Here is a 16,934-nt window from a genome sequence, read left to right on the forward strand (position 1 = left end):
CCGGTCACGCGCATTGTCTTGCGCTGTCGGAATGACTTTGCACTTACCTTCGCTGCCCGGTCAACCCTGCGTTACCGCAGGAATGCCAGCGCCTTATCCGCCATCTGCGTGCTTTCAGGCTTCAGCCTGCTCGCGTTCGATCTCGCGCCAGCCGATGTCGCGGCGGCAGAAACCTTCAGGAAAGCTGATCGCGTCGACCGCCGCATAGGCCGCATCGCGCGCGGCTTTCACGCTCGGCCCCTTTGCCGTCACGTTCAGCACGCGCCCGCCACTGGCTGCCAGCACGCCATCGCCCGAAAGCGCGGTGCCCGCATGGAACACCTTGGCTCCAGTCGCTTCAGCTGCCGGGATATGGTCAATCCGCCCGCCCTTTTTCGGTGTGCCCGGATAGCCTTCGGCCGCCATGACCACAGTCATCGCCACGTCACCCGAAAAGCGCGGAGGCTGAATGCTCGACAGCTTGTTGTCAGCGCAAGCCAGCAGCAATTCGACCAGATCAGTTTCCAACCGCATCATCAGCACCTGACATTCAGGATCGCCAAAACGCGCGTTGTATTCGATCAGCTTCGGTCCCTGCTCGGTCAGCATCAGCCCGGCATAGAGCACGCCCGAATAGGGCATGCCTTCATCCGCCATGGCCTTGACCGTGGGGGCAATGATCTGCGCCAGCGCCTGCGCTTCCAGTTCAGGCGTCAGCACCCGTGCCGGGCTGTAGGCGCCCATGCCGCCGGTGTTTGGCCCGGTATCGCCATCGCCCACGCGCTTATGGTCCTGCGCCGATGCGAACGGCACGATGGTTGCGCCATCGGTCAGGGCAAAGAAGCTTGCTTCCTCGCCGGTCAGGAATTCCTCGACCACCACTTCGGCCCCGGCAGACCCGAACGCGCCATCGAACATGTCGTCCACAGCGGCCTGCGCTTCATCCATGGTCATCGCCACGACCACGCCCTTGCCTGCGGCAAGGCCATCAGCCTTGATCACTACGGGAGCACCAAATTCGGCCAGCGCCGCACGCGCTTCTTCCAGCGATTTTGCCCGCACATACCCGGCGGTGGGGATATTGGCGCGCGTGCACAGATCCTTGGTAAAACCCTTCGACCCTTCAAGCTGGGCCGCAACCCGGCTTGGCCCAAACACCGAAAAGCCTGCTGCGCGCAGCGAATCGGTCAATCCATCCACCAGCGGCGCTTCCGGGCCAACCACGATCAGGCCAATGCGGTTCGTCTCGCAAAAGGTCACCACGGCGGCATGATCGGTCAGGTCCAGCGTCACGATCTGGGCATGATCGGCAATGCCGGGATTGCCGGGCGCGGCATAGAGCTTGCCCGTCAGCGGCGATTGGGCCAATTTCCACGCCAGCGCATGTTCGCGCCCACCCGATCCCAGCAGCAGGATATTCATGGCTTTCCCTTCCGCGCCCTACGACGATGACGATAATAATGGCGCGCTCCTAGCGAGGGAATCGGCTGGCGACAACGCTCCGGCCCTTTCCATCTCCGAGATTTCCGCGCTGTTGAAGCGCACGGTCGAAGATCGCTTTGGCTTCGTGCGCGTGCGCGGCGAACTTTCCGGGGTAAAGCGGGCCGCCTCCGGCCACCTCTATTGCTCGCTGAAGGATGAGAACGCCCGGCTGGATGGGGTGATGTGGCGCGGCAATGCCCAGCGGCTGGGCTTCCGCCCGGAAGACGGCGCAGAAGTGATCGCCACCGGCAAGCTCACCACCTATCCTGGCCGCTCCAACTATCAGCTTGTGATCGATCGCATGGAGATTGCCGGCGAAGGCGCGCTGCTGGCGCTGCTGGCCAAGCTGAAAGCGCGGCTTGAAGCCGAGGGGCTGTTCGACCCTGCGCGCAAGAAGGCCCTGCCCTTCCTGCCGCGCGTCATCGGGGTGGTCACCTCGCCCACCGGCGCGGTGATCCGCGATATCCTCCACCGCCTGTCCGACCGCTTCCCCAGCCGCGTGATCATCTGGCCGGTGCTGGTGCAGGGGCAGGGCGCGGGCGCGCAGGTGGCCAATGCCGTGCGCGGCTTCTCGGCCCTGCCCGCCGATGGCCCCATCCCCCGCCCCGATCTGCTGATCGTGGCGCGCGGCGGCGGTTCCATCGAAGACCTGTGGTGCTTCAACGAAGAAGACGTTGTCCGCGCCGTGGCGGATTGCACCATCCCCATCATCAGCGCGGTCGGCCACGAAACGGACACCACCTTGTGCGATTTCGCCGCAGACCTGCGCGCGCCCACGCCCACCGCCGCTGCTGAACTAGCCGTGCCGGTGCAGGCAGAACTTGCTGCCTTCGTGGCCGATCTCAACGCTCGTCAGCGCCGGGCGCTCGCCCGCCAGCTTTCGCAGGCAAAGGAACGCCTTGAAGCGCGCAGCCAACGTCTGCCCCAGCCGCAGACCTTGCTGCAAGGGCAGGCGCAACGGCTTGATGATCTGGGCGAACGCCTGCGCCGTGCCTTGGTCCACCGCACTGAAATTGCCGGATCGCAACTTGCCCGCCATGCCGGTGCCCTGCGCCCTGCCCTGCTCACCGCACGCGTTGATCGGGAACGCGAACGCCTTGCCGCACGCCGGTTGCGCCCTGAGCTCCTGCTACAACGGATCGATCATGCGCGCGGCAAAGTCGATGCGCTCGATCGCCTGCGCCGTTCGCTCGACCCCAAGGCCCCGCTGCAGCGCGGTTATGTGCTGGTCACCGCGCCCGATGGCCATGTGGTTCGCACGCGCGAAGATGCTGCCGCCCGACCTGCATTGCGGCTCGAATTTGCTGACGGAACGCTGGATGTAGTTACAGAAGGCACTGCGTCTGTTGCCGCTGCGCCAGCGCGGCCTGCCCCCAAACCGCGTCCGTCTGCCCGCCCACCGGGCCAACAGGAATTGTTCTGAACGTCCTCTAACGCTACATAGGCGTCATGTTGATGTCCCAATCCGGTCGCCTCGCGCGCATGCACTACCTTCCCGGCAGCCTTCGTCAGCTTTCCGGCGGCGATCACGTTATCTGCGCAGTGTCGGGTGAAAACATCCCGCTCGACATGCTGCGCTATTGGTGCGCGGTGCGGCAGGAAGCCTATGCCAGCGCGGAAATCTCCACCCGCCGCCATCTCGAAGGCTGACCACCAGCGCGCGATGACCGACCGCAGAACTTTCCTGATCGGCTCTACCTCAACCCTTGCCACGCTGTCGTTCGGCAATACCGCTGCAAAGCCACCAATCACGGTCGAACCCGGCGCACAATTGACCCAGGGGGGCTGGCTGCGGGGCCGTGTGCGGGCCGGAGTTTCCGCGCTGACGCTAGATGGCAAGAGCGTACCATTTGCGCCTGACGGCCTGTTCCTGATCGCGTTTGATCGCGATGCCGCGCTGGCCAGCAAACTGGTTGCCACCATGCCTGGCGCAGCGCCCGCCACGCTGGACCTGACGCTGGTGCCGCGATCATGGCAGATCGAACATATCAATGCCGCGCGTCGGCCGGGCGGCGTGCCGTCCGATGCGTTCCTTGCCATTCGCAAGCCTGAACTTGCCCGCATTGCCGCCGCCCGCGCGCTGGATACCGGCGCGCAAGGTTGGCGGCAAAGCTTTGTCCGCCCTGTCGCCGGGCGCTTTTCCGGTCGTTTCGGATCGCAGCGCATCTATCGGGGCGAGCCGGGCGCCTATCATTCAGGGCTGGATATTGCTGGCGGCGAAGGCACGGCTTTTGTTGCGCCCGCTGATGGAACGGTGATTCTTGCTGCGCAGACCGCGTTCAGTCTGGAAGGGCACCTGCTGATGCTGGACCATGGCATGGGCCTGAACAGCGCCTTCCTGCATTGTTCGGCGCTGCTGGTATCAGAAGGCGCGCAGGTTGTGCGTGGACAGCCGATTGGCCGCATCGGCCACACCGGGCGCGCAACCGGACCGCATCTGCACTGGTCGATCAAGTGGCGCGAACACCGCCTGGACCCGCTGCTTTTCCTTCCGGCCTGATTTCCCAATACGCCAACTGGCGCACAATTCCGGTTAGCAGAACGATTGTGCGGAACGTGCAACTGGATATTGCCTTGCACAAATAGTATCAGACGCAACCCGTTTTGGACCTGAAATTGCCCCTTGTTTCAAAGGAAACCGTCACCTTTGAAATTAATGGCAAGTGAACCCGGCCCAAGTGTAATTTCCATGCATCACCTCTAAGCGCCCGGAATCTCTGGCCTACGGACCTGCCCCAAAGACAGTGTGGCAGTTTTGATACACGTGTTTCGGATTCATTTCACAACTGACATTCCTGTTTTGAAGGACCGGCGCATTTCCGCCAAACAGGCTCATCTTTCTCCGTTCGTCCGGGGGCACAGCCATTTGTGTTTACGCAAATGCAACGTGCGGGACGGAAGGAGAAGTGCTTGCGGCCAGCTTTTCAGGGGGGCGCAGGCGGACAGGACAAAAGGGACTGGACAACGTGAACATCAAAACTTTCTCTGCGCTCCGTGCGAGCGCCGCGCCGCTGGCGCTGGTCGTTGCGGGCATCACCGCATCGGCCGCCTTCGTCGCGCCCGCAATGGCGCAGGACGTTACCGCAGCTAACCTTTCGGGCACCGTGGTCGACGATTCAGGCAAGGCTGTTTCGGGCGCCATGGTCGAAGTCACCTCGATTGATCGTGGCTCTACCCGCACCACCACCACCTCGGCTAACGGCACGTTCTCGCTGCCTGGTATGCAGGTCGGCACCTACAACGTGACCGTCATGGCGGATGGTTATACCACCACCCGCAGCGAAAACGTGCGCGTTGGTTTGGGCGGTAACAACTACGACTTCACTGTGTCGAGCGAAGCGCCGGCTACCGGCGAAATCGTCGTTCGCGGCGCGCCTGTCCGCAAGGTCGATTTTTCGGGTACTGCCACCGGCATCGTCTTCGACGTGCAGAAGGTTGCCGAAACCGTTCCTGTTGGCCGTTCGATCGAAGCCATCCAGCTTCTGACCCCGCAGGTTACCTCGGGCGATACCGCGTTTGGCGGCGTTTCGATTGCCGGTTCGTCGGTTGCCGAAAACGTCTACTACATCAACGGCATGAACATCACGAACTTCCGTACCTTCGTGGGCGGAACCACCGTACCGTTCGAATTCTACGACCAGATTCAGGTCAAGACCGGCGGCTATCAGGCTGAATTCGGCCGCAATACGGGTGGTGCTGTAATCGCGCTGACCCGTTCGGGTTCGAACACCTTCCATGGCGGTTTCAACGTCTATTACCAGCCGGAATGGGGCTACGAACAGGCACCGGATACTTACGCGCAACAGAACAGCAAGGACAAGCGCGAAGTCATCGAAGGCAATATCTGGGCATCGGGTCCGATCATCAAGGACCGGCTGTTCTTCTTCGGCTTCTTCAACCCGCGTCACTACTCGCAGACCGACGTGGCAGACAATGGCGACGTCACCACGCGCGTCATCAAGGACCCGTTTTACGGCGGTAAGGTCGACCTGAACCTGTTTGACGGTCACCGCGTTGAGGCCACCTACTTCAACGACAGCCAGAACGAAGATGTGGAACTGAACGGTTCGCCGACGACCAACTATTCCGGCGGTTCGAACTACATCGTCAAGTACACCGGCGCGTTCACCGATTGGTTCACCCTGTCGGCGCTCTATGGCAAATCGAAGTTCAACCAGACCTCAGCTGGTGCGGACGACTCAACGCCTTACGTGCTCGATGGCCGTACCGGCGTGCTCAACTATATCGCGGGTAACCCGGCAGGCACCATCGATACCGGTCGCGACCAGCGCACCAACTATCGTATCGACGCCGATCTCAGCTTCACGCTGTTGGGTGAACACAACCTGCGCGCCGGTTGGGATCTTGAAAAGCTGCAGGCTGACAACTTCACCATCTATTCGGGCGGGACGTACAATCGCTACTACCGTTCGGGTGCAAGCGGTGCGCTGAGTGGCTTGATTGCGCCGAACACCGACTACGTCCGCGTGCGCACGCTCAATTCGGGCGGCAGCTTCCAGTCGGAAAACACGGCGTTCTACATTCAGGACAGCTGGGACGTCACCGATCGCGTCAATCTGTCGATCGGCGTTCGTAACGACAAGTTCGTGAACAAGGACGGCCTTGGCGCGCCCTTCACCGAACTGAAGAACCAGTGGGCGCCGCGCCTGGGTATCAACTTCGACCCCACCGGTGACAAGACCGCCCGTATCTCGGCCTTCTATGGCCGTTACTACCTGCCGGTTGCTGCAAACACCAACATCCGTCTCGCTGGTTCGGAAACCTTCCTGCAAGATTGGTACTCACTGCCTACCGGCGCTGGTGGTGTTTACAGCGGCGACCTTATCAACCCGACGCTTGGCACCAAGGTTCTTGCCGAAGTTCTTTCGCCGGGCGGCGTTTCCGACCCGTCGACGCTGGTTTCGAAGAATATCAAGCCGCAGTACCTGGATGAATTCATCGTCGGTGGTGAATACAACTTCCCCAACCGCATGAAGATTTCGGCCAACTTCACCTATCGCAAGCTGGGTGCGGTGCTGGAAGACGTCGATCTTGACGGCAGCGGAAACTACGATTCGGTGATCGCGGCGTTCTGCGCCACGCAAAGCCAGTCGTGGTGCAACGGCACCTCGGTTCCGACCATCGGCAGCGGCGGTTACGTGCTGATGAACCCCGGCAAGGATTTGATCGTCAACGTATCGGATGACGATGGCAACCTGCATGAAATCACCATGCCGGCCTCGTTTATCGGCCTGCCTGAAGCAAAGCGCACCTATTGGGCCGCTGAACTGAAGTGGGAACGTCCGTTCGAAAACGGTTGGGGCCTTACCGCCAGCTACGTCTGGTCGCGTTCGAAGGGCAACTATGAAGGCGGCGTGAAGTCGGACAACGGTCAGGACGATACCGGCCTGACGCAGGACTTCGACGAAATCGGCTGGGTTGATGGTTCGAATGGCTACCTGCCGAACCACCGCGAACACACCTTCAAGGTGTTTGGTAACTGGAAGCCCACGGATCGCTGGAATCTTGGCTTCAATGCCCTGATCCAGTCACCGCGCAAGTTTGGCTGCATTGGCACCTATTCTGTGGGTGATGGTCGCGCGACCGATACGCTTGCCAGCTCGTGGTATTGCGATGCGCAGATTGCTGCAGGCAATATCGACGGTACCTTGGGTAAGCCGGTGGGCCGTGGCAACGTGTTCAGCAGCGACTGGAACAAGCGCGTCGACCTGAGCTTTGCCTACACCATCCCGATGGAATCCATCGCTGGTGGCATCACGCTGCGCGCCGACGTGTTCAACGTTTTCAACTTCAAGAGCAAGCTCGACTTCAACGAGTTCGGCGATCTTGACGACGTTGACACCATCAACCCGAACTATCGCGCGGTCACAGGTTACCAAGTCCCGCGTTACTTCCGCTTCGGCGTCTCGGCGAACTTCTAAGGTTCGCTCCGGACAACCGGAACAAGATTGGGGCGGTTCCTTCGGGAGCCGCCCTTTTCTTATGGGCCCTGCCTTATGGATGCAGGGGCAGAATATTGGCCATGGCACCATCTTGGTGCGCGGATGCCGCGCAGCACGAATGCGCCCGCAATGACATTGCAGGCTGACACCAAGTAGCAGTCAAAGAAATCAGATCAGGGGCGTGCGCCCGCCGCTCCGGTGGTGTTCTGTACGTTCAGATATCTGCAAGGGCGCTACCACGCGCGCCAGTTCATCCAGCTTGAAGGTCTGTTCGAACAGCAGGCCATAGCGCGGGTGGCTGCGCCAGCGGACCTTGGCATAGATCGGCGGAAAGGCGCTGGTTTCAATCCGCACCAGTTCGTTCATCAGCAGCCACTTGTCGCATTCGACACAGGCACCCTGCTGCGAAATATCCTGAAATGCCACACGCACCGCTTCACCGCCGGAATGGACTATACCATCAAGATGGATGCGCAATCGCACTTGGCGCTTGGGGAACGCGCCATGGCTTTCATCGAGCAGCCGTTCAACATCGACCGAATCGAGAAATCGGAAGCCGACATACTCGCCTTCAGACCACACCATCTCTACCGGATAGCGATCGCCATTGCTCATTTCGATCTTGAAGGTGCGGCAGGCGGGCAGCGGATTGAACAGGCGGATCTTGATTCCGCTGGCCGAAGCATCGCGAATCACGCAGAGAAACTCGGCGTTATCGTCCAGAATCAGCTTGGCTGCGCGAATCAACAGGGTGAACCGGGGCGCGGAACGCTTGTCCGCCAGCCCCGATTCGCCCGATGCGCTTGCGCCGGAACTGCCGGGCGGAAACTGATCTCCTGTCTGGGCCAAGCCCTGTCCCCTGGACGTGCGGTCCCCACGACCGGGACGCACGCCATATGCCCGATCAACCGCAGTCTATGAGAAGAAGTCCTACCGTGTAGTTACCAGAATCGAAACAATTCAAATTTTTCTCATTCAATCAGTGACTTTTAATATTAGCGCGGTGCGCACCGATTCCCACGGCACCAATTTGAAGTTCTGTGCCGATGGTGCATTGTCACCATCTTGGGCGACGAATAGTCCTTCGGAAAAACCAGCACCGAAATCACCCAGTATCAGTTCGATACCATCTGTCTCACTTGTTGCGCCAAACTCGCCTGCTGCAATACGGAACCGGCCTGCAGGTGCTGCCGTCTTCAGATCGAACAGGGCATAGGCGTTGTCGCCCTGGCTCGACGCCACCAGCCAGCCGCCGTCAGCGCCTTGTGGTGCCAGAGCAAGGCCTTCGACATCATCCACCAGCCCCTTGTCCGGGCCGACCATGGCAAAGGCCGCTGCTGTCAGCGCCGCGCTGCGCAGATCCACCCGCCAGATGCCAACATCTTCTTCGGCCACGTAGAGCGTGCCAGTGCGGTCATCCACAACACAGCCTTCGGACTGGGTGGCAAACTTCACCTTGCGCAGGAATTGAGCCTGCACAGCGCCGCCCTGTTCCATCAGCGCGCTTTCCGCCACCGTGCCGTCCTTGAGCACGACATAGGCTCGCGCCAGCTCGCCTGAGCCCATCCCTGCGCCCATACAGAAGCCATAAGCCTCTGCCGGGCCATGGCCTGCAGGGAGAAATGTTTGCGCGCCCAGTGCGCTCAGCTTGCCCGTGGTGCCGTCCAGCCGGAACAGCGCGATCTTCGGGTTGGCGCGGTCGGAGCGGTCGCTGGCAGCCACCAGAATCATGCCCGGTCGCACTTCGCGCAAGTCAACATTGTTGAGCAGACCCGCAGCGATGAAATCGCGTACTTTGCCGTCAAGACCATAAGCATAAAGCCCGGCCTTCTTGTCAGTGCCCACGATCAGGCTGGCGGCGGGATTGGCGGCGTTGCGCCAGATTGCCGGATCATCGGCCGCGTCGGCAGCAGCAGTGCCCACCGGTGTCGTCTCGGCAATGGCCGCAACATCGACCGCCGGATAGAACGGGCGCGGCGGTGTTGGCACGCCAGCGCAAGCGGACAGTGCAAGGGCCGGGAGCAATGCTCCCAGCCCGAACACCTTGTTTGCAACGCGGTCAGCCATCAGAACGCATACCGTGCGACAATCTGGAACACCGGGCCGGCTTCTTCGGACTCCAGTTCGTATTCGTCAAAGTTGCGGGCAACCTGATCGCCGGTGGTGGCGAACTTGTTGAACACTTCGTCCTTGCTGCCGTTCAGCAGGTTCGAACCCACCGCGCGGATGGTGAAGCTTTTACCGATGCGCTTTTCGACGAAGATTTCCAGATCCGCGCCGTAGGTCGTGGTCACTTCCTCGCCCACGGTGCGGTCATAGGCGCTACCCTGCTTGCGATAGGTCGCACCGAACGATGCGCCGACGCTGGGCAGGTTCTGGATCAGGCCAAAGTTGTAGACATACTTCGACTGGCCGTTGAACCGGCGGCTGCCGAATTCGTCACGGATCGAGCTGTCGATCAGGCCAAGGTTACCGAAAATGCCGGTGTCGGGCAGGCCGATAAAGCCAAGGTCAGCCGAAAGGTCAAACTCGATCCCCCAGACCTTGCCGTCACCCACGTTGCGCGGCTGATAGACAAAAGTGCCTTCGCCTTCGGAACCTTCAACGCCGGTGTTGGTCATTTCGACCAGATCCTGGATCTTGCGATAGAACACGTTGACGCCAACCACACCGGTGCGGCCCAGCTTGTGTTCATAGCCCAGGTCGCCGCCCCAGGCGGTTTCCGGACGCAGGGCGGTGTTACCCAGCAGGTCGTTGTCGCCCAGTTCCGCTTCCAGCAGCGCAGGCGAGATATAATCGAAGCGTGGACGGCGCACGGTGCGCGCAGCCGATGCGGTCAGACGGCCATCGCCCAGTTCCACCTTGACCGAAGCCGAGGGCAGCAGGAAGTCATACTTGATGCGGGTTTGCGCCTGCGCAGCGGCAACCGTCTGATCGTTGATAATCGCCGAAGTATTTTCCCAGCGCACACCCGCTTCGAATTTCACCGGACCGCTCTTGCCTTCGACCAGTGCATAAAGGTCGTTACGGTCCTCTTCAATGGTGTTGAGGTTGCCTGGTTCATAATCCCTTGCACCGAATGCGGTCGCATATTCGTCCGGCCCGTTGGTGAACTGGTTGTAGCCGGCCAGCGTGGCGCGCGAGACATTGAAGCGATTGCGCACGGTCGAAATATCGGTGCTGCGATCCTTGCCCTGGGCAAAGCCGCCCACAGCAAAGTTCACCGCATCGTTCAGGCGGAAGGTCTGTTCAAGCTGCACCACGACTTCTTCATCGCGCACATGCGATACGGTGAAATCACCGGTGTAGCGCGGGGTGGAGCGGTCGAATTCGATCTCGTGTTCGTATTCGTCCTGCTTGTCTTCGAAGCGGGCAAAGCTGACCTTGATCGTGGTCTTGCCCGGTCCCCATTCCTTTTCAAACTTGCTCGAAAGCGCCCAGCTTTCCTGGCGGATGAACAGCGGGTTATAGTTGTCGTAGGTCAGGTTGCCGTCGGCATTGATGCGGATCGGGCCGGTGGTCGAGGTAACATCGTCATAGCCCGAAGACCGTTCGATCTGGTCGCGATCGGTGCGGACATAGTTCCCGGCGATTTCGAACTTGTTCTCGCCGTCGTCATAGGCCCAGCTCAGGTTACCGGCATAGTCGGTGCCATTGCGGGTATCGGCCTGGTCTTCGCGATCGACAAAATCTTCCGTCGCATAATCAGGGTTGTTTTCCGGCGAATCCGAATAACGCAGGCTGGACTTCTTCTTGGGGTTGTAACGTCCCTGCACGTTGGCACCCACCAGCAGGCGGCCCGGCCCAAGCGCGCCGCCGTAATATAGACCGCCCGAAGGTTTGATCTCACCATCATCGAATACCAACGCGCCGCCGCGCACATAGCCGCCATCCATGGTCAGTGCATCGCGCAACACGATGTTGAGCGTGCCCGCCACAGCGTCGCCAGTGCGACGGGCAGAGTTGGAGCGCACGATTTCCACTTGCTTGACCAGTTCGGCGGGAATGCGGTCGAGGAAGAACGAACGATCGGCGTTGGAGCCGGGGATGCGATCGCCGTTGATAAGGATCTGGGTGTAGCCCGGATCAAGCCCGCGCAGCCGTGCACCGTCCGATTCGAGCACGTCCGAAAGGAATGTCACAGAAGGCACGCGCTTGAGCGCGTCGCCTGCGGTCAGCGGTTCGAAACGACGAAAGTATTCTTCGTCATAGACCAGCTTGGGTTCGGCTTCGTCGCTGTGATTGCGGAAACCGATTGAACCCTGCACCACGATTTCGCGAGCAGTACGAGTGGCTTCGTCGGCCATGTCTGCCGCATCGGCTGCAGGAACATCAGCGGGAGCGGCGAAGGCGGGCGCGGCAAAGCTCAGCGCGGCACTGCACAGCAGGACGGTCCGGCGCGAACGCAGGCGAAAAATATCGGACATTTTGTGAACCCCTCATAGATAACGCAATTCAATGCGCCGCCTCTAGGAGCCTCACCTGACGGTTTTGCGACTGTTTACAGACAGTTGCATGACATATGCCAAGTCTGCGCCGCAAAACTGCAATAAAGACCGGAAAATGCGTGGTGCGGACGGCGAGACTCGAACCAGATTAATGCGGCCAGAGTGGGCCGTCGGTAATCTCAAAGGCGCAGAGCTTCGATCAGGACTGCAAATCCTGACGAATGCTGCCGACGGCTGGGATAATACAAGTGATAACCGGGAAATGGGGGACACCAATCTTCAAGGACACGCATCAGTCTTCCGGTAGCAATCAGCGACTGAACCGTGTCATCGGGGAGGTAGGCGATGCCAAGGCCGTCGATGGCCGCTTGAAGGGCAAGGGTGGTGTCGTTGACGATAATCTGCCCGTCGACCCGCACGTTCAACGCTCGCCCGTCCTTTTCAAACTCCCATGCATAAAGACCGCCATAGGTGGGGAAGCGCAGGTTTATGCAGTTATGGTTGCCGAGTTCGTGAGGCGATGACGGCGGCGGATGGCTTTCGAAATATGCAGGGGAGGCAACGGCAGCCATGCGCAAGTCCGGTCCGATACGAACCGCGATCATATCGTTCGCCACCGTTTCGCCAAGCCTGACCCCGGCGTCAAACCGTTCGGCCACGATATCGACGAACCCGGCATCGACGCTTAATTCTATCTTCAGGTCTGGATAGCGTGCCAGAAGCGGTATCAATGCTGGTTCAAGAATGCCCTTGGCCGCTTCAGCGCTGGTGGTGAGACGTATCAGCCCGGACGGAATCTCGCGCAGTTCGCTGAGGCTGGCAAGTTCGGCCTCAACACCATCAAACAGTGCACCAACCACATTCAGCAGGCGATCCCCGGCCTGTGTCGGCACTACGGAACGGGTCGTGCGGTTCAGCAATCGAATGCCCAAACGTTCTTCAAGGCCGCGCACTGCATGGCTGAGAGCAGAAGTTGAAACGCCCATCTGCGCGGCGGCCCGCGTAAAACTGCGCTCTGTGGCAACAGCCCGGAAGGCCAAGAGGTCGTTAAGGTTGTTGCGCGCCATTGTTGAATTCAATTCAAGTCAGCATCAAGATTATACACTCTAATCCTGCCCAGCGCAGGAGGCTAGGTCATTCTGTGCTGCCTGTCCGCAGCGCGAGCCTGTCAGATGCCCGGCATTCAAAGGACTTAGATATGCAAGCCTGCAAAACAGGGACCGATGGTCAATCTGGCTCAGGAAATGACCTCCGCGGCAGGGATGTCATCCTCAGTTGCGACGGGATCTTGGACGTGACTCGCCGTGTGGTGATCGCAGGTGGGGTTGCCAGCGTCGGCTTAGGCGCAGTTTCGCTCAGCGCCGCGTCTGTTGAAGCCGACCCTGCAGCCGTGCCGGTGCATATGCCGGTTACCATGCAGGTCAACGGCAAGCCTGTTGGTCTGACGCTTGATCCGCGCACCACTTTGCTTGATGCTTTGCGCGAGCATCTGAAGCTGACCGGCACAAAAAAGGGCTGCGACCACGGCCAATGCGGCGCTTGCACGGTGATGGTCAACGACATCCGCATCAATGCGTGCCTCACCTTGGCGGTGATGCATGAAGGCGATAGAATCACGACGATCGAGGGCCTTGGCACGCCACAGCACCTGCATCCCATGCAGACCGCCTTCATCAAGCATGACGGCTATCAGTGCGGATATTGCACGCCGGGCCAGATATGTTCTGCAGTGGCCGTGCTAAACGAGATAAAAGCGGGTGTTCCAAGCTATGTCCAGGGAGACATCGCTGCAGCCCCCCAAGCCAGCTCTATTGAAATGCGCGAACGCATGAGCGGCAATATCTGCCGATGCGGCGCCTATTCGAACATAGCGCAGGCTATGGTCGAAGCGTCGGGGGTAGAGGCATGAAAGCCTTCACTTATGAACGCGCCCGCGACGCCAAGCACGCCGCATCCATCGCTGTCCGTATGCCCGGTGCAAAGTTTATCGCCGGTGGCACCAACCTGCTTGATCTCATGAAGCTGGAGATCGAAACACCCAGCCATCTTGTCGATCTGCAGGATCTGGGTTTGGACAAGATCGAGCCGACTGCGGAAGGCGGTTTGCGGATCGGCACGCTGGTCACCAACACGGCGCTTGCCAGTGATCTGCGGGTGCGGCGCGATTATGGCGTTCTGGCAAGAGCCATCGTGGCGGGCGCGTCGGGCCAATTGCGCAACAAGGCTACGACTGGCGGTAATTTGCTGCAACGCGCGCGCTGCCCCTATTTCTATGACACCAATCAACCGTGCAACAAGCGTCAACCCGGTTCGGGCTGCGCAGCGATTGGCGGAATCAACAGGCAGCTTGGCGTGATCGGTACCAGCAATGCCTGCATTGCCACCAATCCGAGCGATATGGCTGTTGCGTTGCGCGTGCTGGATGCGGCGGTGGAAACGGTCGATGCTGATGGTAAAGCCCGCGTCATCCCGATAGCCGATTTTCACAAGTTGCCTGGCACCGCGCCCCACATCGAACATGCGCTGAAGCGTGACGAGGTGATTACTGCGGTTACTTTGCCTGCACCCATTGGCGGGCACCACTTTTATCACAAGGTGCGGGATCGTGCGTCCTATGCCTTTGCCATCGTCGCGGTTGCGGCAGTGGTCCATAAGGATGGCAGCGGCCGCGTGGCTTTTGGTGGCGTTGCGCCAAAACCCTGGCGCGTAGAGGCCGCCGAGGCACAACTGGCGGCCGGATCTTCAAAAGTTGTGGAGCAGGCCTTTGCTGGCGCAACGCCAAAGCCTGACAATGCGTTCAAAATCCCATTGGCACGGCGCACATTGGCGGGAATTCTTGCGGAGGCAAGGCCATGAAATTCGACACGCCAGCAGGAACCAATCCCGTCGACCGCCTCAAAGTGATCGGTCAGCCCGTCGAACGATACGAGGCCAAACTCAAAGTCACCGGTGGGGCCACATATGCGTATGAGCAGCAGGATGCGGGGCCGACAGCCTACGGCTATATCCTTGGCGCAGGTATCGCCAAGGGACGCATCCGGTCAATGGACCTGCGCGAAGCCTTGGCCGCGCCGGGCGTGCGTGCGATCGTCACGCACGAAAATGCAGGCAAACTCGGCGTGGGGCAATTCTATGTGCAGCGTGTGCTGGGTGGACCGGAAATCGACCATTACCATCAGGCTGTTGCCGTGGTGGTGGCCGACACGTTTGAACAGGCACGTGCAGCCGCAGCACTGATCCGCGTTGATTATGACCGCATGAAGGGCCAGTTCGACCTTGCCGCGCAACTTACAACCGCGCCCATCGCAAAGCAGGGACCGTTCGGAGGGCCGACCTCGACCAATGTCGGCGATTTTGAGCAGGCGATAGCCGATGCACCGGTAACCATCGATCAGACCTTCACCGTTCCCGATCAAGCCCACGCGATGATGGAGCCACACGCAACTATCGCGTCATGGCAGGGTGACCAACTGACCTGCTGGACCGCCATCCAGCAGGTCAGTTGGGGCACACGCGACCTTGGCCTGATACTTGGCATCCCGCGCGGCAACATCCGCCTGATCTCGCCGTTCGTGGGCGGGGGGTTCGGCGGCAAGGGAACTGTCCAGTCGGACCTTGCACTGGCAGCGGTCGCCGCACGCGCGGCGGGATGCCCCGTCAAGTTGGCGCTTACCCGCCAACTGATGTTCAACAATACCATCCACCGGCCAAAGACGATCCAGCGCGTGCGGTTGGGGGCGACACGAGACGGACGCTTGACCGCAATCGGGCATGAAAGCTGGTCGGGCAATCTTCCCGGCGGCAGCGTGGAATCCGCCACAATCGCCACCCGCTCGCTTTATGCCGGTGCAAATCGGATGACGCGGTTGCACGCGGCCCGGCTGGATCTGGCCGAAGGCAGTGCCATGCGGGCACCGGGAGAGGCTCCCGGTCTCATGGCGCTGGAGGTGGCGATGGACGAACTGGCCGAAAAACTGGGAATCGATCCTGTCGACCTGCGTATCCTGAACGATACGCAGGTCGACCCGGAAAAGCCCGCCCGGCCATTTTCCCAGCGGCGCTTTGTCGAATGCTTGCGGACCGGTGCCGAGAAATTTGGCTGGAACCAGCGAAAGTCCTACCCTGGCCAGCAGCGTGATGGCCGGTGGCTGGTGGGCATGGGCGTTGCGGGCGGCATTCGCGGTGCGCCCGTTCTCAAAGCTGGCGCACGTCTGCGCCTGCGTCGCGATGGTTCGCTGATTGTCGAAACCGACATGACCGACATCGGCACGGGCAGCTACACCATCGTTCAGCAGACAGCGGGAGAGATGATGGGCGTGCCGTTACACAAGATCACGGTACGGATGGGCGATTCCAGCTTTCCCGAAACATCAGGTTCGGGTGGCCAATTTGGCGCAGCATCGGTAACTGCAGGCGTCTATGCGGCCTGCACCCGGCTGCGCGACACTGTGGCGCAACGGCTTGGGCTGGCCCCCGCACAGGCGGAGTTCTCCGATGGTAAGGTCTTGGCGGGAGGGCGTAGCTTCCCGCTGAGCGATGCCGTGCGTGACGATGACATCGTCGTGGAAGATTCAATGGAATACGGCGACCTTAATCAACGTTTTTTGCAGCAGACTTTTGCAGCCCATTTCGCTGAAGTCGGAGTGGACATCTACACCGGCGAAATTCGTGTGCGCCGCATGCAATCAGTCTGTGCGGCAGGCCGCATACTCAACCCTCGGACAGCGCACAGCCAATTGATTGGCGGCATGACGATGGGGATTGGCGCCGCGCTCATGGAAGAAATGGCGGTGGACACGCGCTTTGGCTTCTTCGTCAATCATGATCTGGCTGGTTACGAAGTACCAGTTCATGGCGATGTGCCTCATCTGGAAGCAGACTTCCTTGATGAAGTTGATCCCACCATTTCCCCCCTGAAGGCAAAAGGCGTTGGCGAATTGGGGCTGACCGGGGTGGCGCCTGCCATCGCCAACGCCGTTTATAACGCCACAGGCATTCGTGTGCGCCATTACCCCATCACCCTCGACAAGCATCTGGATGCTTTGCCAACCCTGATCTGATC

General features: G+C 60.4%; 12 protein-coding genes. 7 read left to right on the forward strand and 5 right to left on the reverse strand.

Annotation, left to right across the window (positions count from 1 at the left end; all coding sequences use genetic code 11):
* Positions 1 to 114: 114 nt before the first annotated feature.
* On the reverse strand, positions 115 to 1,401 hold the full coding sequence (gene purD / locus OVA07_RS04540) for a phosphoribosylamine--glycine ligase (protein WP_268170282.1): 1,287 nt from the start codon (positions 1,399 to 1,401) through the stop codon (positions 115 to 117).
* On the opposite strand from purD, the gene xseA reads away from it, so the two are divergent.
* The 4 genes from xseA to OVA07_RS04560 all read left to right on the forward strand — a co-directional run bounded on the left by xseA (position 1,400) and on the right by OVA07_RS04560 (position 7,403).
* The gene (gene xseA / locus OVA07_RS04545; RefSeq protein WP_268170283.1) at positions 1,400 to 2,884 is read left to right on the forward strand and encodes an exodeoxyribonuclease VII large subunit; all 1,485 of its coding nucleotides are present in this window, start codon (positions 1,400 to 1,402) and stop codon (positions 2,882 to 2,884) included. The two genes, purD and xseA, sit on opposite strands and share 2 nt — an antisense overlap.
* Before the next feature lie 26 nt (positions 2,885 to 2,910).
* Entirely contained in the window at positions 2,911 to 3,111 is a 201-nt protein-coding gene (locus OVA07_RS04550) for a DUF2093 domain-containing protein (protein WP_268170284.1), read from the forward strand.
* 13 nt (positions 3,112 to 3,124) lie between these two features.
* Positions 3,125 to 3,961: a M23 family metallopeptidase gene (locus OVA07_RS04555; protein WP_268170285.1), complete on the forward strand. Its 837-nt coding sequence runs from the start codon at positions 3,125 to 3,127 to the stop codon at positions 3,959 to 3,961.
* Positions 3,962 to 4,427: 466 nt separating this feature from the next.
* The gene (locus OVA07_RS04560; RefSeq protein WP_268170286.1) at positions 4,428 to 7,403 is read left to right on the forward strand and encodes a TonB-dependent receptor; all 2,976 of its coding nucleotides are present in this window, start codon (positions 4,428 to 4,430) and stop codon (positions 7,401 to 7,403) included.
* 189 nt (positions 7,404 to 7,592) lie between these two features.
* Here OVA07_RS04560 and OVA07_RS04565 read toward each other — a convergent pair whose 3' ends face one another.
* The 4 genes from OVA07_RS04565 to OVA07_RS04580 form a co-directional block, all read right to left on the reverse strand.
* Entirely contained in the window at positions 7,593 to 8,273 is a 681-nt protein-coding gene (locus tag OVA07_RS04565) for a PilZ domain-containing protein (RefSeq protein WP_268170287.1), read from the reverse strand.
* Between the two features lie 126 nt (positions 8,274 to 8,399).
* Positions 8,400 to 9,491, reverse strand: coding sequence for a phytase (locus tag OVA07_RS04570; protein ID WP_268170288.1), 1,092 nt, complete (start codon positions 9,489 to 9,491; stop codon positions 8,400 to 8,402).
* Positions 9,491 to 11,851, reverse strand: coding sequence for a TonB-dependent receptor plug domain-containing protein (locus OVA07_RS04575; RefSeq protein ID WP_268170289.1), 2,361 nt, complete (start codon positions 11,849 to 11,851; stop codon positions 9,491 to 9,493). Before OVA07_RS04575 ends, OVA07_RS04570 begins: the two co-directional genes overlap by 1 nt.
* Before the next feature lie 200 nt (positions 11,852 to 12,051).
* A complete protein-coding gene (locus OVA07_RS04580; protein WP_268170290.1) occupies positions 12,052 to 12,939 on the reverse strand; it encodes a LysR family transcriptional regulator in 888 nt (295 codons plus the stop codon).
* A gap of 131 nt (positions 12,940 to 13,070) precedes the next feature.
* Between OVA07_RS04580 and paoA the strand changes: the two genes are divergently transcribed.
* The 3 genes from paoA to paoC are packed head-to-tail and all read left to right on the forward strand — an operon-like array spanning position 13,071 to position 16,932.
* Complete coding sequence (paoA, locus tag OVA07_RS04585) at positions 13,071 to 13,781, forward strand: aldehyde dehydrogenase iron-sulfur subunit PaoA (RefSeq protein WP_268170291.1); 711 nt, start codon at positions 13,071 to 13,073, stop codon at positions 13,779 to 13,781.
* Entirely contained in the window at positions 13,778 to 14,728 is a 951-nt protein-coding gene (locus OVA07_RS04590) for an FAD binding domain-containing protein (RefSeq protein WP_268170292.1), read from the forward strand. The genes paoA and OVA07_RS04590 overlap by 4 nt, the downstream gene beginning before the upstream one ends.
* On the forward strand, positions 14,725 to 16,932 hold the full coding sequence (gene paoC / locus OVA07_RS04595) for an aldehyde oxidoreductase molybdenum-binding subunit PaoC (RefSeq protein WP_268170293.1): 2,208 nt from the start codon (positions 14,725 to 14,727) through the stop codon (positions 16,930 to 16,932). The genes OVA07_RS04590 and paoC overlap by 4 nt, the downstream gene beginning before the upstream one ends.
* Positions 16,933 to 16,934 lie beyond the last annotated feature (2 nt).

Source organism: Novosphingobium sp. SL115 (assembly GCF_026672515.1).
Taxonomy (GTDB): Bacteria; Pseudomonadota; Alphaproteobacteria; order Sphingomonadales; family Sphingomonadaceae; genus Novosphingobium.

What these genes read in the sequence shown, in the direction of transcription:
- xseA (WP_268170283.1), top strand. Translation starts at nt 1,400, where the DNA reads ATGGCTTTCCCTTCCGCGCCCTACGACGATGACGATAATAATGGCGCG.
- purD (WP_268170282.1), bottom strand. Translation starts at nt 1,401, where the DNA reads ATGAATATCCTGCTGCTGGGATCGGGTGGGCGCGAACATGCGCTGGCG.
- OVA07_RS04550 (WP_268170284.1), top strand. Translation starts at nt 2,911, where the DNA reads ATGTTGATGTCCCAATCCGGTCGCCTCGCGCGCATGCACTACCTTCCC.
- OVA07_RS04555 (WP_268170285.1), top strand. Translation starts at nt 3,125, where the DNA reads ATGACCGACCGCAGAACTTTCCTGATCGGCTCTACCTCAACCCTTGCC.
- OVA07_RS04570 (WP_268170288.1), bottom strand. Translation starts at nt 9,491, where the DNA reads ATGGCTGACCGCGTTGCAAACAAGGTGTTCGGGCTGGGAGCATTGCTC.
- OVA07_RS04575 (WP_268170289.1), bottom strand. Translation starts at nt 11,851, where the DNA reads ATGTCCGATATTTTTCGCCTGCGTTCGCGCCGGACCGTCCTGCTGTGC.
- OVA07_RS04580 (WP_268170290.1), bottom strand. Translation starts at nt 12,939, where the DNA reads ATGGCGCGCAACAACCTTAACGACCTCTTGGCCTTCCGGGCTGTTGCC.
- paoA (WP_268170291.1), top strand. Translation starts at nt 13,071, where the DNA reads ATGCAAGCCTGCAAAACAGGGACCGATGGTCAATCTGGCTCAGGAAAT.
- OVA07_RS04590 (WP_268170292.1), top strand. Translation starts at nt 13,778, where the DNA reads ATGAAAGCCTTCACTTATGAACGCGCCCGCGACGCCAAGCACGCCGCA.
- paoC (WP_268170293.1), top strand. Translation starts at nt 14,725, where the DNA reads ATGAAATTCGACACGCCAGCAGGAACCAATCCCGTCGACCGCCTCAAA.